The organism is Halomonas almeriensis, assembly GCF_030409235.1.
GTDB classification, from domain to species: domain Bacteria; phylum Pseudomonadota; class Gammaproteobacteria; order Pseudomonadales; family Halomonadaceae; genus Halomonas; species Halomonas almeriensis.
Genome location: NZ_JAUFPO010000005.1, coordinates 176,692 through 197,972, shown reverse-complemented (window position 1 = coordinate 197,972; position 21,281 = coordinate 176,692). Strand labels below are relative to the sequence as shown.

The following is a 21,281-nucleotide window of genomic DNA, read 5'->3' as shown; positions in this document are numbered from 1 at the left end:
TCGGCGCATCGGCGCCGATATTGCGAATCGGGGATGAAATCAGCCAGCCAGTATAAACCTCCTGTGGGTAATCGTCAGGGTTTTCCACACCTGGATTTTCGGATCGTTCGCTGTTGGGCTCTTCAGACAATAAAATAAATAATATATAGAAAAGAAGTTCTGTTGTTGTTGTTACTACTGGTGTGCACCTTTTCTGTTGATAAAGGTAGAAAATCCCCGATAATCAGATGGTTGTAATGTTGACTTGTCTTCGCAAAAAGGGCTGGTGACCTGCGGACCCCGTGTGTGAGCCCTGTGGATGAAAGGCCGAGTTAACCACAAGCCACAGCAACCACGCCTTTTCCACCGCTCTCTACCCGGTTTGTCACCGCGGCTGTGAACAACCCGGCCGGTTATCCAGAGGCGCCCGGGTGCCGGACGCTGCAGCCTGATTCGCGCTGATGTCACGGCGAAGTTTTCCACAGCCCAAAAAAAGGCCCTGTCGCGGAGAACAGGGCCTGGTGAATCGCCGATTCGCGGTTCTTGTCAGTGCTTGAGGACGCGTGCCAGAAAGCTCTGGGTGGGCGCCTCGGTAGGCTGATCGAAGATCGTTTCGGGCGGCCCTTCTTCGACGATTCGCCCCTTGTCGATGAAGATCACGCGGTCGGCCACTTCGCGGGCAAAGCCCATTTCATGGGTCACGATCATCATGGTCATGCCGTCGTTGGCCAGCTCGCGCATGGCGTCCAGGACTTCGCCGATCATCTCCGGGTCGAGGGCCGAGGTGGGCTCGTCGAAGAGCATCAAGCGGGGCTCCATGGCCAGGGCTCGAGCAAGGGCGACGCGCTGCTGCTGTCCCCCGGAAAGCTGGGTGGGGTACTTGTGCATCTGGTCGCTGATGCCCACGCGTTCGAGCAGACGCTCGCCGGTTGCCACCGCCGTCTCGCGGTCCTGACCGCGGACCTTCATGGGGGCCAGAATCACGTTGTCGAGGACGCTGAGGTGCGGGAAGAGGTTGAACTGCTGGAAGACCATACCGACCTCGGTGCGGATCTTCTGCAGGGCCTGAGTGGCTTTGCCGTCGGGCAGCAGTGGGTTGTCGTCGACATCCAGTTCGCCCTGCTGAAATTCTTCCAGGCCATTGACGCAGCGAATCAGGGTCGACTTGCCGGAGCCACTGGCGCCGATGACCACGACCACCTCGCCGGTGGCAACGCTCAGATCGATGTCCTTGAGCACGTGAAAGTCGCCGAAATGCTTGTTGAGCTTGTTCATGCGCACGATGGGCTCGGCGCCGGCCTGGGGCTTTTGCTGGGTCATTGGGTGCCTTCCTTTATTGTCCGACGAGGCCCTTGCGCTCGAGCATGCGCAGTGCAAACGAGAGGGTCAGTGTGATGGCCAGGTACAGTAGTGCCACCATCAGATAGACCTCGAGAGCGGTGAAGGTCGTGGCGATGTAGATCTGTCCCTGGCGAACCAGCTCGCCGACGCCGATGACCGAGAATAGCGAGGTATCCTTGATGCTGATGATGCCCTGGTTGCCGAGCGACGGAATCATGCGCCGGAAGGCCTGGGGCCAGATGATGTAGCGGAAGGTTTGAATCCGCGACAGGCCCAGCGAAAGCCCGGCCTCGCGTTGGCCGCGCTCCACGGATTGCACGCCGCCGCGCACGATTTCCGAGATATAGGCCCCGGAGTTGACGGCGATGGCGGCAATGCCGGCGACCAGGGCATTGATCGGCCCGCCCAGGATCTGCGGCAGGCCGTAGAAGATGAAGAGAACCTGCACCAGTACGGGGGTACCGCGGAACACCTCGATATACACAACCGCCGGCATGCGGAGCCAGCGGGTCGGGCTGATGCGCAACAAGCCGAAGACGATGCCGATGAGAAAGCCGATGGCGAGGCCACCGAAGGAAATCAGCAGGGTGTAGGGAATACCCGTTGACAGTTGCGGAATCGAGGCGAAAGCGGCCTGCCAGTCAAATTGAAAGTCCACTGTGGGTCTCCCTTTCAGCGTTCTAGTCGGAAGTGTCCTGACCCTGGGGCGACTGTCCGAATTTAGCGGATGGGATCCTGGGGCTCATCGCCGCCGGCATGACGCTGAAACGCCGGTAGCAAGCGGTATCCCCTAGCTCACGGGTTGGGTCAGGGTGTTGCGGATGCGTCATGCCTGCAACGCAATGGGGCCGGGCCTGTGGACCCGACCCCATGTTCCGCATGACGTCTGAATCATTCCTCGCTGGAGGAAGAACCGAACCACTTGGCGTGGATTTCGTCGTAGGTGCCGTCTTCCTTCATGGTCGCCAGGGCTTCATTGATGGGCTCTACCCAGTCACTGCCCTTGGCGATGGCCAGGCCGTACTGCTGCCCTTCATAGAGCGGGCCGACGGTCTTGACCTTACCTTCACCTTTGGTTTGAGAGAAGTAGCCGACATTGGGGGCATCATAGAAGACGGCGTCGACACTGCCGCCGAGCAGCGCCATGTACATGTCGCTGGTGCCCGGATAGGGCGTGATGTCAGCGCTGTCGCCGAGGTTTTCCTGAAGATAATCGTAGCTGGTGGAGCCGATCTTGGTGCCGACGGACTTGCCTTCCAGGTCCTCGATGGCCTGAATGCTGTCGTCGTCCATGTTCACCAGCAGCTTCAGACCACTGTCGTAATACGGATCGGAGAAGTCAACAATTTCGCCGCGCTCGTCGGTGATGGTGATGCCGGCGATGGCGATGTCGACATTACCGGTCTGTACGGCGGGAATAATGCCGTTGAAGTCCATGGTCCGCAGGTTGTAGTCGAACCCGGCGCGGTCGGAGATTTCCTGGATAATGTCCATGTCGAAACCGACCATCTCGCCGGTTTCCTGGTCCATCATTTCGAAGGGTACAAAGCTCGGATCGGTGGCAACATTGAGTGTCGTGTCCTGAGCGATGGCCATGCCGGAGGCTCCAAGACCGAAACCGATGCAGGTCGCCAGAGATACCGCCTTTATTTGACGTTTCATACATTTCCCCATGGAAGCAATTATTGTGGAATACACCTCCACCATGGCGAGTTGTCATGAAGGCGTCAAGCCTGAGCGGACGGCCTTGTCAGCGCCAGTTCAACGCTTTGCGAGGGTTGTCGATCAGACCATGAAGGAGGCTCCACAGCCGCAGGTGGTGGTGGCGTTGGGGTTCTGGATCATGAAGCGGGCACCGGCCAGGCCTTCCTCGAAGTCGACCGTCGAGCCGACCAGATACTGGTAGGACAGTGGATCGACGACCAGCGCGACGTCATCGAACTCGACCAGGGTGTCGTCTTCGGCGACCGAGTCGGCGATGTCGAAGCCGTACTGGAAGCCGGAACAACCTCCGCCGGTCACATAGACTCGCAGCTTGAGTGCCTGGTTGCCCTCTTCCTCGACCAGGCCTCTGATGCGCGCCTTGGCGCTGTCGGACAGCAACAGCGGGGTAGGAACAAAGGATGCGACACCGCTCATCGGTGACCTCCTCGTGATCGGTGGGTGTGGTTCTTGCCACAATTATCCACACCACCCAGTAAAAAGGTCAACTATTGTGGAGGTCTGGGCGGAGATATTCCGGGGACAGGCCTCCGCGAGGGCGCTGTGAATACGTCCCTGTACGCTACTTTTTCCTTCCTTGGAAAAAGACCCTCGCTGCACCCTGTCCCCGGACTCCGCCAGTGTGGGAAGGGGGTGAGATCAGGGCATCATGGCCGGGGCGTCGAGGCCGGCGGTCTCGTCGCAGCCGAACATCAGGTTGAGGTTGTGGATGGCCTGACCCGAGGCGCCCTTGACCAGGTTGTCGATCACCGCGAGCACGACCACGGTGTCGCCATTACCCGGGCGGTGCACGGCCAGGCGGCACAGATTGGCGCCCTTGACGCTGCGCGTTTCCGGATGACTGCCGGCCGGCATGACATCGACGAAGGGCTCGTCGGCGAAGCGTTGTTCGAAGAGCGCCTGGAGATCCGCTACATCGCCCTGTAACTGGCCATAGAGCGTGGCGTGGATGCCGCGGATCATGGGCGTCAGATGGGGCACGAAGGTAAGCCCGACCGGGCTGCCGAAGGCATCGCCCAGGCCCTGGCGGATTTCCGGCAGGTGACGATGGCCGGAGGCGCCGTAGGATTTCATCGATTCACTGGCCTCGGCCAGTAGTGAGCCAACCTTGGCGCCCCGCCCGGCACCGGTCACCCCGGACTTGCAGTCGGCAATCAGATGCTGGGCGTCGATGGCGTTATTTTCCAGCAGGGGCAGCAGGCCGAGTTGCACGGCCGTAGGGTAACAGCCGGGCACGGCGATCAGGCGTGCCGCGCGAATACGCTCACGGTTGGTTTCCGGCAAGCCGTAGATCGCTTCCGCGAGGAGTTCCGGGGCACCATGCGGTTGACCGTACCACTGGGCCCATTCGTCGGCATTGCGCAGGCGGAAGTCGGCGGACAGGTCGATGATGCGTGTACCTCGATCCAGCAGCTCGCCCGCCAGGGCATGGGCGACGCCGTGCGGGGTGGCGAAGAAGACGGCGTCGCATTCGCCCAGTCGCTGCGGATCAGGGTTGCTGAAACGCAGGTCATCGTAATGGCCACGCAGGTTGGGATACAGCTCGCCGACGGCCAGGCCGGCTTCACTACGCGAGGTAATGGCCTCGACGCTGACTTGTGGATGCCCCGCCAGAAGCCTGAGCAGCTCGACTCCGGTATAGCCAGTGCCGCCGACAATTCCGACCTTGATCACGTTAGACTCCTGATGCTGAAAGCTGGGACCTTTCTAGCGAATATGATACACAAGTCGGGCGGGTCCTACCCACCCTGTGGGTCTCTGCTGGCGCAGGGAGGTCCGGAAAATGGTCTGGTTCCAGAGGACGGTCTTCTTGTCACGACGCCGGTTTCGCTTGTACTCCCTCGATGGCTTTCGCCGACGCCTGGCCAGTGTCGACGGCCTGCCGCAGCTGTGCGTGCTGGGCGTCTTTTCGGGCCTGATCACAGGCGGCTTAATGGTCGGCTTTCGGATGATGCTGGAAGTGGGTGCCATGGCCTTCATGCCCGAGGCCGATCCCGAAGCCTTTGAGGCATTGCCCGCCTGGCTGAGATCATCGCTGCCGGTGCTGGCCGTGATCCTGATCGGGGCGTGGATGCATCATCAGCCGCTCGCGGCGCGCCAGATCGGGGTGTCGCATGTCATCGAGCGGCTGACCTACCATCAGGGGCGCTTTCCCCTGCGCAACTGGTTCACCCAATGGTGGGTCGGGCTGATCTCGGTGCTCGGCGGGCTTTCCGCGGGTCGTGAGGGGCCGGCGATCCATCTCGGCGCGGCGGCTTCGAGCGGTCTGGGTGAGCGCCTGCGGCTGCCCCACAACAGCCTGCGCGTGCTGGTAGGCTGTGGCACGGCCGCGGGCATCTCGGCGTCGTTCAATACGCCCATCGCCGGGGTCATCTTCGCCATGGAAGTGGTGATCATGGAGTACACCCTGATCGGTTTCATGCCGGTAATCCTGGCATCGACCATCGGCGCGCTGGTGGCCCAGGTGGCCTATGGCAGCGTGCGTCCCTTCCAGATGAGCGGTGTCGAGCTGGAGTCGCTGTTCAACCTGCCGTGGATCGTGCTGAGTGCCCTGGTGATCGGTCTGATGGCGGGCGGCTTCGTCAAGCTGGCACGCTCGGGCAATGTCGTGCAGCGTCTGCCCTTTTCAGCACGCCTGGCTCTGGTCGCCGGTCTGGTGGGGGGCGTGGCCTGGTGGTATCCCCAGGTGCAGGGCATGGGATACGACAGCCTCGGGCAGATCCTCAATGGGGCCATGACCCTGGATGTGCTGATTGCCCTGGCCATCGGCAAGCTGGTGCTGACGGCCCTGGCGGTGGCGTGTGGCATTCCGGTGAGTATCATCGGGCCGGTGCTGGTGGCCGGTGGTGCCATGGGCGCGCTCTGTGGCCTGCTCGGGGGATGGTGGCTGCCGGAGATCGCGGCCGGGCCCGAGGTGTATGCCATGCTGGGCATGGCGGCCATGATGGGGGCCGTTCTGCAGGCGCCCCTGGCGGCCCTGATGGCGTTGCTTGAGCTAACCCACAATCCGGGCATGATTCTGCCCGGGATGCTCGCCGTGGTGGTGGCAGGCCTGACGTCGCGCCAGTTGTGTGGCTGTGATGGTTTCTTCGTCAGTGTCACCCGCCATGGGCTGCATCCCTTGCAGCAGCCCTTGATGCAGGCTTTGTCACGCGTCTCGGTACCGGCGGTCATGGAGCGGGCTCTGGTACGCTCGCCGCGCCGCGTGACGCGTGCCGAGGCCAGTGCCCTGCTGGATGAGCGACCCGAGTGGGTGGTCATTGAGCGCTCGCGGGATGACAAGCCGACCCTGGCTCTCAAGGCGGCGTCCCTGGCGCGCTGGATGCTCGAGCATGACAATGACGACAACATCGGTAAGGATGGCAAGATGGATCTGCTGGAAATTCCCGGCAAGCGGCTGGATCTGGCGCCCATTCATCTGCAGGCGACGCTTTCCGAGGCCTTTGATCGCTTGAACACCAAACATGTCGATGCGCTCTATGTGCAGCATGGCCATCGTCCCGGCAAGCAACGCATCTCGGGTATCATTACTCGCGATGCCATCGAGCGCTATTACCGCTTCCGCAACTCGTGAGGAATGACATGTATCTCTGGATCAAGGCGTTTCACCTGATCGCCATGGTGACCTGGTTCGCCGCGATGTTCTATCTGCCGCGGCTCTACGTTTATCACGCCATGGCCCGTGATCAGGACGATCAACAGGCCATGACGTACTTCTTGACCATGGAGCGCAAGCTGTATCGGGGCATCATGATGCCCTCGATGGTGGTTCTGCTGGTCCTGGGAGGCATCATGCTGTATCTGGTGCCTGGCTGGCTGAGCCAGGGCTGGATGCACATCAAGCTGACCTTGGTGGCCCTGCTGGTGGCGTATCATCATGTGTGCCTGATCTATCTGAAGCAGTTTGCCGCCCAGCGCTGCCAGCGCAGCTCACGGTACTTTCGTATCTTCAATGAGTTGCCGGTGATTGCCTTGTTGGCGATCGTTGTTCTGGCCGTATTGAAACCGTTCTGATGCCACCACCTCTGACCATCAATCGACACCTTCCGGTGGTTCTGGCGCTGGGAGGGCACGATCCCACCGGTGGCGCCGGCATCATTGCTGATGCAGAAGCCATAGGGGCCTGCGGGGGCTGGGCGCTGACGATTCCCACGGCACTGACGGTGCAAAACTGTCGGGACGTCAGCCGTGTGCAGCCGGTGCAGGCCGAGCTGATCGGCGAGATGGCCGATCAGCTGGCGGGTATCGAGATTGCCGCCATCAAGATCGGGCTGTTGACGGATATCGCCAGCCTGAAGGCTGTCGTGGAGATCGTGCGCCGTCGTCCCGGGGTTCCGGTCGTGGCCGATCCGGTTCTCAAGGCAGGCGGTGGCCGTGATTTGTCCAGCGATGCCTTGATAGCGGCCTATGAGGCGCAGCTGCTGCCGCTGGTGGATATTCTGACCCCCAACCATCATGAGCTGGCGCGTCTGGCCGGGACGGCGTGCCGGGATGCTACCCAGCGGGCCGTCAGCCTGATGCAGCTGGGGTGTCAGGCGGTACTGGTCACCGGCACCGATGCCGCGGTTCCCCGCGGGAGCGATGCCGATGTGGTCCACACCCTGCATACGCCGGATGGCGATCGACAGTGGGAGTGGCCGCGCCTGGAGGGGGTTTTCCATGGTTCGGGGTGTACCCTGGCCGCGGCACTGGCGGTGCGCCTGGCGCTGGGAGAAACCGTGGTGGCTGCCTGTGAACAGGCTCAGGCGTTTACCTGGGATGCGCTGTCGAATGGCTGGTGCCCCGGAGAGCATCAGTGTCTACCACGACGCTACTGGAGTGGGGGAGTTATGCAATACTGAGGGCACGCATCCCGCTGACCATGAGGCCATCAAAAGCCGGGGTTTTTGCCGATCTTCACCGTCTGGTCACCGGGGATCAAAAGGTTATCCAAAAAATTATCCACAAGCTGGAGGCCGCCAGTCTCCTTCCTCCAGCGTTATTATCGGTTTTCTTCAACAGGACAAGAGGTTGACATGACCACATCCGCGCAGCTCTTCGAACGGGCTTGTCGACACATTCCTGGCGGTGTCAATTCACCGGTGCGTGCTTTCAAGGGCATGGATCGAGCTCCGGTGTTCATGGAGCGTGCCCAGGGGGCTTATCTTTTCGATGTGGAAGGCAAGCGTTACATCGATTATGTCGGTTCCTGGGGACCGATGATTACTGGCCACGCCGATCCCGATGTGTTGGGGGCGGTGCGCGAGCGTCTCGATGATGGCCTGTCGTTCGGTACGCCGACGGCCATTGAGACCGAGATGGCGGATCTGATCTGCGAGATGATTCCCAGTATGCAGATGGTGCGCATGGTCAACTCCGGCACCGAAGCCACCATGTCGGCAGTACGCCTGGCGCGTGGCTACACGGGGCGTGACAAGATCGTCAAGTTCGAGGGCAATTACCATGGCCATACCGATTCATTGCTGGTCAAGGCTGGTTCAGGTGCCTTGACCCATGGTGAGCCGAGCTCTCCGGGGGTACCGGCCTCGCTGGCCGAGCATACCATCACGCTTTCCCACAATGATCCGGATGCCGTGGAGGCCTGTTTCGACGAGATCGGTGATGAGATTGCCTGCATCATTGTCGAGCCGGTGGCCGGCAACATGAACTGCATTCCGCCGCAGCCGGACTTTCTGGAAACTCTGAGACAGGTCTGTGATCGACACGAGAGTGTGCTGATCTTCGATGAGGTGATGACCGGCTTTCGCGTCGCCATGGGCGGCGCCCAGGCACATTACGGGGTCACGCCGGATCTGACCTGTCTGGGCAAGATCGTCGGGGGTGGCATGCCCGTGGGGGCCTTCGGTGGCCGCCGCTCGATCATGGAAAACATCTCGCCGCTGGGCCCGATCTATCAGGCCGGCACCCTGGCCGGCAATCCTCTGGCCATGGCAGCCGGGATTACCCTGCTCAACAAGCTGCGTGAGCCGGGGTTTCATGATGCTCTGACCCAGCGTGTCCAGACGCTCTGTGAAGGGCTACAGTCGCGTGCCGATGCGGCCGGCATCGACATGATCACGCAACAGGCGGGGGGCATGTTCGGCCTGTTCTTCACAGCCCAGAGTCGTGTGGACAACTTTGCCCAGGCCACCGCCTGTAACGGCGATACCTTCCGCCATTTCTTCTGCGCGATGCTTGAGCACGGCGTTTACCTGGCACCGTCGGCCTTTGAAGCCGGCTTCATGTCGAGTGCCCATGCCCCCGAGGATATCCAGGCAACCCTGGATGCTGCCGAGGCTGTCTTTACCTCGATGAAACAGGCCTGAAAAGGCGTTTATGCAAGGAGAGCGGCGATGAGCCAGCAACCGCATGACCCCCGGACAGCCAACGGGGATTTCGAGCTTGTCTCGCTGACGGCGGCGCTGCATGCCTGGCATGCGCAACAGGAGAGCGTCGTGAACACCTCGGCCTCGTCTCTGGTTCATGAGCGCCTTCAGGCCGAGGTGCAGGCCCTGACCTCGCTTTTGCAGGGGGCAGAGGATCGTCAGCGCGTCGCCGAACTGGAAGGCTGGCTGGTGGAGAACATCAGGCGCCTTGAACCGGTGTTGCAGAAGCGAAGCGGCGGGCTCGTGGCGCGGAGCTGGGCGAGTGCGCATGCCGATAGCCGGCTGATCGATGATGGACGGGTTCTGTTGGCCAATGCCATTGATCGGGACCCGCAGGGTCTCGACGGGCCGCTGGATTCGGCCAGTGACCTGGCCTCGCTGCTGGTGGGGCTGGAGATCCGTGATGAACATCGCCTGGCCTTCAAGGCGCTGGATGATTATCTGCGACTGGCCGGTCAGTATGAGCTGCCGCGACTCTTGCCGGTCTATCAGGCCATCGAGGCATTGGGCAGGGCGAGACGCGCCCTGGCGCGCTTTGCTGAGGCGGGAGACGATGAACAGCCGGCGCTGCTTGCCGAAACGATGAGCAGTTTTCGGCGTTATCTCGGTCTGGCCGAGCAATACAGTGAATTCCGTTTTCCGCCCCTGGTGATCGGCGTTGGCGTTTCCGGTAGCGGCAAGAGTCGCTTCACGCGAGGGCTCGTGGAGCGGCTGGGGGCTATCCGTTTGTGTTCGGATGTAGAGCGGCGCCGCCTTTTTGGAATTTATCCACAGGGCAACGAGCAGGATGTGGCGGTGGATATGTTCTCGCGCGAAGCCACCGAGGATACGTATCAGTCTCTGGCACGCAGTGCCGGCGCCTTGCTGGATGCCGGTCTGCCGGTGTGTATCGACGGTACCTGTCTACAGCGCGAGCACCGCGAGTTGCTGCGTCATCAGGCTGAGGCTCGTGGCCTGCCGGTACTGCTGGTACATTTTGAAGCCGATGAGACGACGCTTAGACAGCGCATTGTCAGGCGGGCCGCTCGGCAAGCGGTACCGGCCGAGGAAAGTCTGGCCATCTTGGAAAGCCAGTGCCGACGCTTCGAGGATTTCAGCGAGGAGGAGCGTCGTCTTTTGGTGCGCCTGGATACCACGGCCGATAATGCGGCCGAGACCCTTGCCGGGCTGATGCAGGAACACATGCGCTGAGAAGCCGGTCAGGACCCCTTACCCAGGGGCCTGGCTTCATTCCCCTCTCGGTGGCGGGGCTCCCAGATGTTGGCGGGCCCAGTAGATGGCCTGACGCCGGGTGTTCACACCGATTTTCTTGAAGGTGTTGTACAAGTGGGATTTCACGGTGTGTTCGCTGACATTGAGAATGCCGGCTATCTCCTGGTTGGAAGAGCCGGAGCCAAGCAGACCGATGATTTCCTGTTCACGCTTGGTCAGCCCGCATGCGGGCCGATAGGCATTCAGCTGTTGCTGGCGCAGAAACTCGAGCAGGCGTGCCATGAGGGATCGAGACATCCAGGGATGGCCTTCCATCAGGGTGGTCAGGCCCTTGCAGATCAGTGCCAAGTCGTCCTGTCGATAGAAAACCCCTTGAAGGTGCATGGCGGATACCAGTTCCGCGGCATGGTCTTCGTCAGCAAGGTTGAATACGGCCAGAGCCACACCAGGCTGCTCGGAGTAGTGGGTGTACCAGGCGTATACCGAAGCTTCGCTCATATGGTCGATATCCAGCAGGATGACCTTGGGCAGGGCTTCTTCAGGATTCGGTCGGGATTGTGGCAGCGTGACGGACACGGAGAAATCCCCCTGTTCACGCAGGTAATCCACAAAGAGCTGAGAGAAGGCGCTGGGCTCTGTCACCAACAAGAGAAAGCGTTGGTCCTTATCCATGTTTAGCCTCCATGGCATGGCTACAGGTCGTCCGGTAAATGGCGCATGATGTCCTTGACGATCTTTCTGCATCTTAATATTGACGATCTACCCCTGCGAGCATGCCAGCCGCTGATGTTGGCGACGTTCGGCTTATGCAGTTCCTGTAGTGTATGGCTTCTTCGAGCCATTATGGATGAATTTTTATCACCACTGGCCTGAAACGTTTAAGTAAAAACTGTTTTCAAACAGTTTATCTTAACCCAATATAAGCGATTGCGGTAAAAAGTGACATTACGGAGTGGCAAACGCCACCATGTCGAACCCCCTATCCACCCCGAAGCGGATCAACTGATAGAATCCCCCCTTTTCGTGCTGGCCGTGGCCCGGGGGCCCCGGCGCCGGCACTGACTTACCTCGCGCAAGAGTTATTGAGATGTCCCAGCAACTGGTAATTGCCAGCAGCAACCTTGGCAAACTGAATGAGTTTCATCAGATTCTGTCTCCCCTGGGTTATGACGTTCAGTCGCAATCCGCCTTCGAGGTCGCCGAGGTTGAAGAAACCGGCCTGACCTTTGTCGAAAACGCCCTGCTCAAGGCCCGCGAAGCCAGCCGTGTCAGTGGTTCGGCGGCTCTAGCGGATGACTCCGGTTTGGCTGTCAAGGCGTTGAACGGTCGGCCGGGGATCTACTCGGCGCGCTTTGCGGGTGAGCCCAGAAGCGACGAGCGCAACAACCTGCAATTGCTCGAGGCCCTGGCCGAGACCCCGGAAGGTTACCGTCAGGCGCGCTATTGGTGTGTGCTTGTGCTGATGCGATATCCCCAGGATCCGGTGCCGGTCATCGTTCAGCGCCACTGGGAGGGGGAAATCCTGGCCCATCCGCGCGGTGAAGGTGGCTTCGGTTATGATCCGCTCTTCTGGCTGCCCGACCAGGGCATGTCGGCCGCCGAGTTGACGGCGGCCGAGAAGAACCGCCTGAGCCATCGAGGTCGTGCCTTGCGCGCCCTGGTGGAGGCGTTGTCCGAGACGCCATGAGGATGTCGACGAACCCGCTTCCGCCCCTGGCGGTGTATGTGCATGTGCCCTGGTGCGTGCGCAAATGCCCCTACTGCGATTTCAATTCCCATGGCGTGGGTCGTGGCGCGGAACTTTCCGAAGAGGCTTACCTCGCGGCCCTGATTGATGACCTCAGGGCCGACCTGCCGCTGGCCGCCGGTCGGGAAGTGGTCAGCGTGTTTATTGGTGGCGGCACGCCCAGCCTGATGTCGGCTGATTTCTATCAACGCCTGCTGGAGGCACTGGAAGCCTGCCTGCCGTTGGCCGAGGATATCGAGATCACCCTGGAGGCCAATCCGGGTACCCTGGAACGGGGTCGCTTTGCCGGTTATCGCGCGGCGGGCATCAATCGGCTGTCACTGGGCGTGCAGAGTTTCCAGAATGAACAACTGACGGCCCTGGGGCGTATCCACAGCGGTGATGATGCCCGGGCGGCCTTCCAGGAGGCACGTGAGGCGGGTTTCGATAACCTCAATGTCGACCTCATGCATGGTCTTCCCGGTCAGAGCGTGGCATCGGCGCTGGCCGACCTGGACCAGGCCCTGGCGCTCGCGCCGGAACATCTGTCCTGGTATCAACTGACCCTCGAGCCGAACACCGAGTTTCATTCCCACCCCCCGACCTTGCCCGAAGAGGAAGTGCTCTGGGACATTCAGGACATGGGGCATGACAAGCTCGAGGCCGCCGGGCTTTCCCGCTATGAAATTTCTGCCTATTCGCGATCCGAACGACGTGCTCGCCACAACCTCAATTACTGGCAGTTCGGCGATTATCTGGGCATCGGGGCCGGTGCCCATGGCAAGCTGAGTGCCCGGACGGAGGGCGAGCTCGCCATCGAAAGGCGCTGGAAGGCCCGTCAGCCTCAGGCCTACCTGCGTCGGCATCAGGATCCGCGTGGCTTCGTGGCCGGTCGTTCCCCAGTCAGCGATGATGAGCTGCCCCTGGAGTTCGCCATGAATGCCCTGCGGCTCGTCGACGGGGTGAGCATGGCCACTTGGGAAGCGCATGTTGGCCGGCCGGCATCACTGTTGCAGGCGCGTCTGCAGCAAGCTCGAGAAAAAGGACTTTTGGTGGAAGATCCCCACAGGCTGCAAGCGTCACCTCAAGGGCTATTATTCTTAAACGAGCTGCTGGCCATTATCAGTGAACCTGATCAGTGAGGCCGGTGCCCAAGGAAATACTGCTTAAATGCCTGCGCATGCGAATCGCTTCGTTACACGGTGCTGGTGCGCCAGCTCGGTCGAAAGCTCGCCTAACTAATTGTTATGTCTCGCTTTCTGTGCTCCGTGCGCCTTGCGCTTCACTATGCTCGTCGATTTAATCAGCATTCCCAATGGCTGACTTATTTTATTTCAAGGAGTACTCGCATGATGAACCCCCTTCGTTCGCTCGTGCCCGTGGCTGTTGCCGTGTTCCTGGTAGGCTGCAGCACCACCAATTCGAATAGTGGACAGACCCAGCGTGGCAACACCGGAACCGGGGCGGCCATCGGGGCCGTGGTCGGGGCAGCGGCCGGTGCCCTGAGCGGTGATGGCAGCACCAGTCGCCGCGATCGCGCCTTGATCGGTGCCGCCGCCGGCGCCGCTGTCGGTGGTGGCGTGGGTGCCTACATGGATCGCCAGGAAGAGCAACTGCGCCGCAGCATGCAAGGCACCGGCATCGGGGTCGAGCGCGATGGCAACGACATCGTGCTCAACATGCCCAGCAGCGTGACCTTCGGCTTCGACTCCAGCGAGCTGACCTCCTCGGCCAGCAGCGCCCTGAATGATGTATCCCGGGTACTCAAGGAATACACCGAAACACGCATCAACATTGCCGGTCATACCGACAGCACCGGGGATGCCGGCTACAACCAGCAACTCTCCGAACGCCGTGCTCGCGCGGTGGGTCAATATCTTGGCCAGTCGGGCGTGGTGTCCAGCCGGCTCAACATGCAGGGCTATGGCGAGAATCAGCCGGTAGCCAGCAACGACACCGAATCCGGCCGTGCCCAGAATCGTCGTGTCGAGCTGACACTGACGCCCATTCAGCAGAGCTGATTTCCTCGGGTTCTCGACCCGCTCTCCACCCGGCCCGCCGACCTCTCCGAGGGGCGGGCCTGTGACTTGCCGACTCCGGAACCAGGATCATGCTTTCCTACCAGCACGCCTATCATGCCGGCAATTTCGCCGACGTTCACAAGCATTTGACCCTTTATGCGGTGGTCGACCATTTATTACGTAAAGACTCATCTGTTACGTATATTGACACGCATGCTGGCCGTGGTCGCTACTCGCTGGCGGCGACAGAGACCTCGCGGCTGGCCGAGTACCGCAATGGCGTCGCCCGGCTATGGGAGGCCCGGACATCCCTGCAATCGAACCCCCTGCTGAGCGACTGGCTTGCGGCGGTCCAGGCTGCCCAGCAAGAGCCCTCGTCCGGGCGGCTCGATCACTATCCCGGCTCGCCTTGGTGGCTGGCGCAGCGGTTGCGGAAGCAGGACGATCTGCAACTCTTCGAGTTGCATCCCGGTGAGCATAGCCATCTGAGTCAGCAGGAATTACCCGCACGGGCTCGCCATCGCCACGCCGACGGCCTCTCCGGATTACTGACCGCCCTGCCCGTCAAATCGCCGCGACTCTGCGTGCTGGTGGACCCCAGCTATGAACGTAAGAGTGAATACAGCGAGGTGGCGGCCACTCTGCTCAAGGCCATGCGCAAGACACGCCACGCCGTCGTGCTGGTGTGGTATCCGTTGTTGCCGGCCGGGCATCACGCGACGCTGCTCGAGGCCCTCAAGGAGGGTGGCCAGCGCAAGATATGGCGCAGTGAACTGAGCCTGACCGCGCCGGCACAGGAGCGGGGGATGTACGGCAGCGGCATGCTGGTGATCAATCCGCCCTGGGGGCTGGAGCAACGTCTCGCGGCCGCCATGGATCGACTGACGCCGTTATGGGGGGATGCCGGTCAATACCTCGCCGATTGGTGGGTGTCCGAGTAAGAGGCCGCCGCGGCCGATGCCGGGTGCCTTACTTGCCGATGCAGAAGCTGCCGAAGATCTCGCCGAGCAGGTCGTCGGCGCTGAATTCGCCGGTGATTTCCCCCAGGGCCTGCTGAGCCTCTCGCAGGTCCTCGGCCAGCAGTTCGCCGGCGCCGTGTCCGGATAACTGCGCCGTGCCGTTGTCGAGCGCCGCGCCGGCTCGATCGAGGGCATCCAGGTGACGCCGACGGGCCGAAAATCGCCCCTCGGTGGTTGTGGAAAACCCCATCACGGCCTGCAGATGTTCCTTGAGGTTATCCACACCCTTACCGGTTTTCGCCGAGAGCCGAATGATCGGTGTCGTGGCGCTGGCGTCCATTCCCGGTGCTTCCTGGCTGGTATCAACCTTGTTGCGCACCAGGGTCAGGCGGCTCGGGTCGGCAAGCCGCTCGACGAATTCCGGCCAGATGGCCATCGGGTCGACGCTATCGGTGGTGCTGGCATCCACCATCAGCAGCACCCGATCGGCCTTTTCGATTTCCGACCAGGCCCGGGCGACGCCGATCTGCTCGACGGCATCCGGGGTATCCCGCAGCCCGGCGGTGTCGATCACGTGCAGCGGCATGCCATCCAGGTGGATATGCTCGCGCAACACATCCCGGGTAGTGCCCTCGATCTCGGTGACGATGGCGGTGTCCTGCTCGGTGAGGGCGTTCAGCAGGCTGGACTTGCCGGCATTCGGGCGCCCGGCAATGACCACGTTCATGCCTTCGCGCATCAGCGCGCCCTGGCCGGCACTGCGGCGTACCTCGGCGAGGCTGGTGTGAATCGCTTCGAGCTTGCCGGCCACATGGCCATCGGCCAGGAAGTCGATCTCTTCCTCGGGAAAGTCGATCGCCGCCTCGACGTAGATGCGCAGCTCGATCAATTCCTGAACCAGGCCCTCGACCCGTGTCGAGAATTCGCCCTGCAGGGAGCGCAGGGCGTTTTCCGCGGCGCCCCGCGAGCTGGCTTCGATCAGGTCGGCGATGGCCTCTGCCTGGGCCAGATCCAGCTTGTCATTGAGGAAGGCGCGTTCGGAAAATTCGCCGGGACGCGCGAGCCGTGCGCCCAGCTGTACACAACGCTCCAGCAGCAGGTCCATGATCACGGTGCCGCCGTGTCCCTGCAGCTCGAAGACATCTTCTCCGGTGAAGGAATGGGGTCCGGGAAAGAAAAGCGCGATACCTTCATCGAGCATGCCATCCTGGCCGCGGAAAGGGCCGTGAAAGGCTTGTCGAGGAGGTGGGCAGTGCCCCAGTACCTGTTCGGCTATCGAGCGGCTCAGCGGCCCGGAGACGCGGATGATGCCGACCCCGCCCTGTCCGGGCGGCGTCGCCAGGGCGGCGATGGTGTCTGCGGTGTAGAGAGAGTCGGCCATCATGAGGTCCTCGGGAAGATCGCGTCCATTGTCCGTATCACCGGCCTTAAACACCAGACCCCCGCAGGGGCGGGGGTCTGGTGCAGGACGGGCGTCGACCGGGCTTACTTGGTCTTCATGCCCTTGCCGATTTCGGGATCGGCCTCGACCTTGCGCGTGATGAAGTACTGCTGCGCGATCGAGGTGATGTTGTTGACCACCCAGTAGATCACCAGGCCGGCCGGGAACCACAGGAAGAAGAAGGTGAAGACCACCGGCAGCATCTTCATGATCTTGGCCTGGGTCGGGTCCGGCGGTGTCGGGTTCAACAACTGCTGAACGTACATGGAGGCGCCCATGAGGATCGGCAGCACGAAGTAGGGATCTTTCACCGAGAGATCGGTAATCCACAGCATGAAGGGCGCATGGCGCAGTTCCACGGACTCCAGCAGCATCCAGTAGAGGGCGATGAAGACCGGCATCTGAACCAGGATCGGCAGACAGCCGCCCAGCGGATTGATCTTCTCCTTCTGGTAGAACTTCATCATCTCCTGGGACATCTTCTGGCGGTCGTCGCCATACTGCTCCTTGAGACGCTGCATTTCCGGCCCAAGCTTGCGCATGCGCGCCATGGACTTGTAGGCCTTGGCCGACAGCGGCCACAGCGCCGTCTTGACCAGCAGGGTCAGGATAACGATGGACCAGCCCCAGTTACCGATGATGTCGTGGATCTTGTCCAGCAGCCAGAACAGCGGGTTGGCGATGAACCACAGCCAGCCGAAGTCGACCGTCAGCTCCAGGTGAGGCGCCATGGTCTCCAGGCGATCCTGGATCTTGGGGCCAATATAGAGTGTGGACTCCAGCATGGCTTCGCTCTGTGCGCCCAGTGTCTGGGTGGGCCCGGCAAAGGCGGCAACGTTGCGGTTGCGCGAGTCGGTGGCACCGTAGTAGAGGTTCTGCTGATCCTGGGGTGGCGCCCAGGCCGACGTGAAGTAATGCTGAATCATGGCGACCCAGCCACCTTCCACATCACGGTTGTTGAATTCGCCGTTGCGGATTTCCTCGAAATCGACCTTCAGATAGCGATCTTCCGGGGTCGAATAGGCGGCGCCCAGGAAGGAGCTCATGCCCATCTTGGGTCCACTGGAAGGATCGCTGGTGTTGTCCCGCACCAGTTGTCCCACGAAGCGTGCGGTGACTGGCGTTTCGCTGGGATTATTGAGCAGATAGGCGACATTCACGGCATAGCTGTCACGATCGAAGGTGAAGCGCTTGATCACGTCCACACCGTTGACCGTGGCGCTCAGATCCACCTGCAACTGGTCCTCGCCCTCGGCGAGTTGATAGGAAGTCTTCTCCGGCGTGAAGGCGATTCGCCCTTCATGACCCTCGAGCTGCAGCCCCGAGCGCGCCACATAGCTGCGGGTACCGTTATCGGAGAGCAGCACGAAGGGTTGATCTGAGTTCTCGGCATACTTGTGCTGGGGCAGGGCGGCATAGACGATATCGCCGCCCTGGGGGTCGATGCGCAGGTCCAGCACATCGGTGACCACGGCGATCAGGTCGCGTCCGCTGGAAGCCGGCTGGTTGCCCGGCATCTGGTTGCCCATGTCGACATCGGCGCTCGTGTTCGCAGGCACCGAGAGATCGCTGTCGGCTTCTGACTGCCCGGACGCCGGCGAGCTCTGGTTCGCAATGCCCGGGGCTTCCGGCGCCTGTGTGGCCTGGCCATAGTCCTGATTCCACTGCACTACGATCAAATAGGCAAGCACTGCCAGGGGAATCAGCAGGAGGAGTCGTTTTACGTCCATGAGGGGTCTGCCCGATGGGTGGTGAAGATGCCGATGGCGTGGCGAGAGTCGCGCCGCCTGCAAACACGAAAGCCCGCCGATGGCAGGCCGGTTCTCGTCAAGGGAGCGTCCGCTTTCGGCGGGGCGACGTCAAGCCTGGTGGCAAGAAGAGATGTTGCGCTCATGCAGGCGCCAGGCGTCGAGCGCATCGTCAGGCCCGGGCCTTCATCGTTGGCTCGTCGGAGCAGCCGAGGCGTGATGCGTGCGCTTGTTGGCTTCACGCTCGAGCCGACGCCACATGCCATGCAATTGGCGGTGGACAACTTCATTGTCCAGCTCCTGTACACCGCGTCTCGCCAGTAACACGATATCCACTGCCGGGAGTCGATGCTGGCGATGCCGAATGGACTCACGCGTGATGCGCTTGAGGCGGTTGCGGTCCACGGCCCGACGGACATTTTTCTTGCTGAAGATCAGGCCGATGCGAGGGCGGCCCAGAGCATTGGGTGTGGCGAGCGCCATCATTCCCTTGCCGTGCAGCTTGAAGGCTGCCGTGTCGAAAACGTGTCGATAATCCTCGGCGGTCAGCAGTCTCAACCGCCGAGGAAAGCCCTGACAGGACACGTCTTGCCGATCAAGCGCTTAGACGCTTGCGGCCCTTGGCGCGGCGACGCGCCAGGACGGCACGGCCATTCTTTGTGGCCATGCGAGCACGGAAGCCGTGCGCGCGCTTGCGCTTGAGAACGCTGGGTTGAAAGGTGCGTTTCATAACTGATTATCCCACGTAGTGTTGGTACGGAATCGAAATGCGTTGAGGTGCCCGATGCTTGCCGAAACCACGGGCAAATCCGGCTCAAGACCGGACATTGTAGTGATTTCACCGATCAAGCGCAATTCCTGAGCGCCCCTGCGATCGTGGGAATCGAACGCCGGCTTTATCGTATCAATATAATAAGAGGGTTGAATGACTGATGTTGTTATTATTGTTGGGGAAACAATTTGTGGATAAAAGGTTTTATTCCATAAACAACAGAAGGTTATGCTTTGGTTGAGGCTGTGTAAAAACCGGTAGGAAAGCGGGGGCCGGTTGTGCATGTCCTGGGCACGACTGTCGGGCTTATCCACATCGGCTGATAGTCCCCCGTTTGTGCCCAGCATGCAGCGGACGATGACAACAGGGTTTTCCACACTGGGAAATCAGGGCAGTCGCCATGTGGATAACCTGAAGGTTGGGCGCTACAATGTTTGGTCGTTCAAGAATCTACCATGTGAGGTCGTGTGTCACTCGCACTCTGGCAACAGTGTCTGGCTACCCTCCAGGATGAGCTGAGCTCTCAGCAGTTCAATACCTGGATTCGCCCCCTGCAGGCGGAAGAGGGAGAGTCCAATCAGCTGCGTCTGCTGGCGCCCAACCGCTTCGTGCGCGATTGGGTCAGTGACAAGTATGCCAAGCGCATCAGTGAGTTGATGCGTGAGCTGGCGCCTGCTAAGCCGCCCAAGGTGGTGTTGGTGGTGGGTAGCCGACGTGCTGCGCCGGCCCCTCAGCCGAGAGAGCTGGGTGATCCGGTATCCGCTGCGCCCCAGGCACCCAATGTGCATACCCCGCCGCGTGGTGATGTGGCCGATGAGTCGGAGATCGACCGCACGCGCGATGATGAGGAGACCGAGAAGGAGACCCCGCGCCGACCCTCGGGCGAACGCCAGGTCCAGGTCGAGGGCAGCCTCAAGCACAACAGTGGTCTGAATCAGAACTTTACCTTCGACACTTTCGTCGAGGGCAAGTCGAACCAGCTCGCCCGGGCCGCCTCCCGCCAGGTCTCCGAGAACCCCGGGGGCGCCTACAATCCGCTCTTTCTCTATGGCGGCGTCGGCCTGGGCAAGACGCACCTGATGCATGCCGTGGGCAACGCCCTGGACCTGCGTCGCGAGAATGCCCGCGTGGTGTATCTGCATTCCGAACGCTTCGTGGCCGATATGGTCAAGGCGCTGCAGCTTAATGCCATCAATGATTTCAAGCGCTTCTATCGCAGTGTGGATGCTTTGCTGATTGACGATATCCAGTTCTTTGCCGGCAAGGAACGCTCCCAGGAAGAGTTCTTCCATACGTTCAATGCCTTGCTGGAAGGTGGTCAGCAGATGATCCTGACCTCGGATCGATATCCCAAGGAAATCAGTGGCGTGGAAGAACGCTTGAAGTCACGCTTCGGGTGGGGACTGACCGTGGCAATCGAGCCGCCCGAGCTCGAAACCCGCGTCGCCATTCTGATGAAGAAGGCCGACCAGGCTAAGGTCAACCTGCCTCATGATGCCGCCTTCTTCATTGCTCAGAAGATTCGCTCCAATGTGCGTGAACTCGAGGGAGCGTTGAAGAAGGTCATTGCCGACTCGCATTTCATGGGCAAGACCATCACTCAGGATTTCATCCGTGAATCCCTGAAGGACCTGCTGGCCCTGCAGGACAAGCAGGTCGGCGTGGACAACATTCAGCGCACGGTGGCCGAGTACTACAAGATCAAGCTGGCGGACCTGTTATCCAAGCGGCGCTCGCGCTCCGTGGCCAGGCCCCGTCAGGTAGCTATGGCGCTTGCCAAGGAGCTGACCAATCACAGTCTCCCGGAGATTGGCGATGCCTTTGGTGGTCGGGATCACACCACGGTACTGCACGCCTGTCGCAAGGTTCAGGCTCTGCAGGACGAGAGTGCCGACATTCGCGAAGACTACAAGAACCTGCTACGTATACTGACGAGCTGAGTTCCATGAATTGACCGGTCGGCTCGCCGGCCTCACACCCCTCCAGGACAAGAAG

General features: G+C 61.1%; 20 protein-coding genes. 10 read left to right on the top strand and 10 right to left on the bottom strand.

Translation table 11 applies throughout. The features are described from left to right. Positions 1 to 525: 525 nt before the first annotated feature. The 5 genes from QWY74_RS03360 to argC form a co-directional block, all read right to left on the bottom strand. Positions 526 to 1,299, bottom strand: coding sequence for an amino acid ABC transporter ATP-binding protein (locus tag QWY74_RS03360; protein WP_290313721.1), 774 nt, complete (start codon positions 1,297 to 1,299; stop codon positions 526 to 528). Positions 1,300 to 1,312: 13 nt separating this feature from the next. Next, positions 1,313 to 1,978 (bottom strand): amino acid ABC transporter permease, encoded by a 666-nt coding sequence (locus QWY74_RS03355; RefSeq protein ID WP_264826067.1) that lies wholly within the window; start codon positions 1,976 to 1,978, stop codon positions 1,313 to 1,315. Between the two features lie 233 nt (positions 1,979 to 2,211). Then, on the bottom strand, positions 2,212 to 2,982 hold the full coding sequence (locus QWY74_RS03350; protein ID WP_264826065.1) for a transporter substrate-binding domain-containing protein: 771 nt from the start codon (positions 2,980 to 2,982) through the stop codon (positions 2,212 to 2,214). A 123-nt stretch (positions 2,983 to 3,105) separates the two neighbouring features. Continuing rightward, positions 3,106 to 3,459, bottom strand: a complete 354-nt coding sequence (gene erpA, locus QWY74_RS03345; protein ID WP_264826064.1) for an iron-sulfur cluster insertion protein ErpA — start codon at positions 3,457 to 3,459, stop codon at positions 3,106 to 3,108. 222 nt (positions 3,460 to 3,681) lie between these two features. Next, a complete protein-coding gene (argC, locus tag QWY74_RS03340; RefSeq protein WP_290313720.1) occupies positions 3,682 to 4,716 on the bottom strand; it encodes an N-acetyl-gamma-glutamyl-phosphate reductase in 1,035 nt (344 codons plus the stop codon). A gap of 136 nt (positions 4,717 to 4,852) precedes the next feature. Here argC and QWY74_RS03335 point away from each other — a divergent pair, with 136 nt between their 5' ends. The 5 genes from QWY74_RS03335 (at position 4,853) to QWY74_RS03315 (ending at position 10,598) form a co-directional block, all read left to right on the top strand. Next, positions 4,853 to 6,616 (top strand): chloride channel protein, encoded by a 1,764-nt coding sequence (locus QWY74_RS03335; RefSeq protein WP_290313719.1) that lies wholly within the window; start codon positions 4,853 to 4,855, stop codon positions 6,614 to 6,616. Between the two features lie 8 nt (positions 6,617 to 6,624). Beyond that, the gene (gene hemJ / locus QWY74_RS03330) at positions 6,625 to 7,056 is read left to right on the top strand and encodes a protoporphyrinogen oxidase HemJ (RefSeq protein WP_264826058.1); all 432 of its coding nucleotides are present in this window, start codon (positions 6,625 to 6,627) and stop codon (positions 7,054 to 7,056) included. After that, on the top strand, positions 7,056 to 7,883 hold the full coding sequence (gene thiD / locus QWY74_RS03325) for a bifunctional hydroxymethylpyrimidine kinase/phosphomethylpyrimidine kinase (protein WP_264826056.1): 828 nt from the start codon (positions 7,056 to 7,058) through the stop codon (positions 7,881 to 7,883). The genes hemJ and thiD overlap by 1 nt, the downstream gene beginning before the upstream one ends. A 174-nt stretch (positions 7,884 to 8,057) precedes the next feature. Continuing rightward, complete coding sequence (gene hemL / locus QWY74_RS03320; RefSeq protein WP_264826055.1) at positions 8,058 to 9,347, top strand: glutamate-1-semialdehyde 2,1-aminomutase; 1,290 nt, start codon at positions 8,058 to 8,060, stop codon at positions 9,345 to 9,347. A 27-nt stretch (positions 9,348 to 9,374) separates the two neighbouring features. Next, the gene (locus QWY74_RS03315) at positions 9,375 to 10,598 is read left to right on the top strand and encodes a P-loop nucleotide/nucleoside kinase family protein (RefSeq protein ID WP_264826054.1); all 1,224 of its coding nucleotides are present in this window, start codon (positions 9,375 to 9,377) and stop codon (positions 10,596 to 10,598) included. A gap of 36 nt (positions 10,599 to 10,634) precedes the next feature. Here QWY74_RS03315 and QWY74_RS03310 read toward each other — a convergent pair whose 3' ends face one another. Then, positions 10,635 to 11,291, bottom strand: a complete 657-nt coding sequence (locus QWY74_RS03310; RefSeq protein ID WP_264826053.1) for a LuxR C-terminal-related transcriptional regulator — start codon at positions 11,289 to 11,291, stop codon at positions 10,635 to 10,637. Positions 11,292 to 11,706: 415 nt separating this feature from the next. Here QWY74_RS03310 and rdgB point away from each other — a divergent pair, with 415 nt between their 5' ends. The 4 genes from rdgB (at position 11,707) to QWY74_RS03290 (ending at position 15,307) form a co-directional block, all read left to right on the top strand. Next, positions 11,707 to 12,306 carry an RdgB/HAM1 family non-canonical purine NTP pyrophosphatase gene (rdgB, locus tag QWY74_RS03305; RefSeq protein ID WP_264826051.1) on the top strand — a complete coding sequence of 200 codons (600 nt, stop codon included), beginning with the start codon at positions 11,707 to 11,709 and terminating at the stop codon, positions 12,304 to 12,306. Next, positions 12,303 to 13,487 (top strand): radical SAM family heme chaperone HemW, encoded by a 1,185-nt coding sequence (gene hemW / locus QWY74_RS03300; protein ID WP_264826049.1) that lies wholly within the window; start codon positions 12,303 to 12,305, stop codon positions 13,485 to 13,487. Before rdgB ends, hemW begins: the two co-directional genes overlap by 4 nt. A 210-nt stretch (positions 13,488 to 13,697) precedes the next feature. After that, positions 13,698 to 14,366, top strand: a complete 669-nt coding sequence (locus tag QWY74_RS03295; protein WP_264826173.1) for a YiaD family glycine zipper/OmpA-like lipoprotein — start codon at positions 13,698 to 13,700, stop codon at positions 14,364 to 14,366. Positions 14,367 to 14,455: 89 nt separating this feature from the next. Continuing rightward, positions 14,456 to 15,307 carry a 23S rRNA (adenine(2030)-N(6))-methyltransferase RlmJ gene (locus tag QWY74_RS03290; RefSeq protein WP_290313718.1) on the top strand — a complete coding sequence of 284 codons (852 nt, stop codon included), beginning with the start codon at positions 14,456 to 14,458 and terminating at the stop codon, positions 15,305 to 15,307. Positions 15,308 to 15,335: 28 nt separating this feature from the next. Here QWY74_RS03290 and mnmE read toward each other — a convergent pair whose 3' ends face one another. The 4 genes from mnmE to rpmH all read right to left on the bottom strand — a co-directional run bounded on the left by mnmE (position 15,336) and on the right by rpmH (position 19,244). Next, positions 15,336 to 16,706, bottom strand: a complete 1,371-nt coding sequence (gene mnmE, locus QWY74_RS03285) for a tRNA uridine-5-carboxymethylaminomethyl(34) synthesis GTPase MnmE (protein WP_264826047.1) — start codon at positions 16,704 to 16,706, stop codon at positions 15,336 to 15,338. A gap of 104 nt (positions 16,707 to 16,810) precedes the next feature. Continuing rightward, on the bottom strand, positions 16,811 to 18,496 hold the full coding sequence (yidC, locus tag QWY74_RS03280) for a membrane protein insertase YidC (RefSeq protein WP_264826046.1): 1,686 nt from the start codon (positions 18,494 to 18,496) through the stop codon (positions 16,811 to 16,813). A gap of 204 nt (positions 18,497 to 18,700) precedes the next feature. Then, complete coding sequence (gene rnpA, locus QWY74_RS03275; protein WP_264826045.1) at positions 18,701 to 19,099, bottom strand: ribonuclease P protein component; 399 nt, start codon at positions 19,097 to 19,099, stop codon at positions 18,701 to 18,703. A gap of 10 nt (positions 19,100 to 19,109) precedes the next feature. After that, the gene (gene rpmH / locus QWY74_RS03270) at positions 19,110 to 19,244 is read right to left on the bottom strand and encodes a 50S ribosomal protein L34 (RefSeq protein ID WP_008959105.1); all 135 of its coding nucleotides are present in this window, start codon (positions 19,242 to 19,244) and stop codon (positions 19,110 to 19,112) included. Between the two features lie 509 nt (positions 19,245 to 19,753). Here rpmH and dnaA point away from each other — a divergent pair. After that, entirely contained in the window at positions 19,754 to 21,226 is a 1,473-nt protein-coding gene (gene dnaA / locus QWY74_RS03265; RefSeq protein WP_264826042.1) for a chromosomal replication initiator protein DnaA, read from the top strand. Positions 21,227 to 21,281 lie beyond the last annotated feature (55 nt).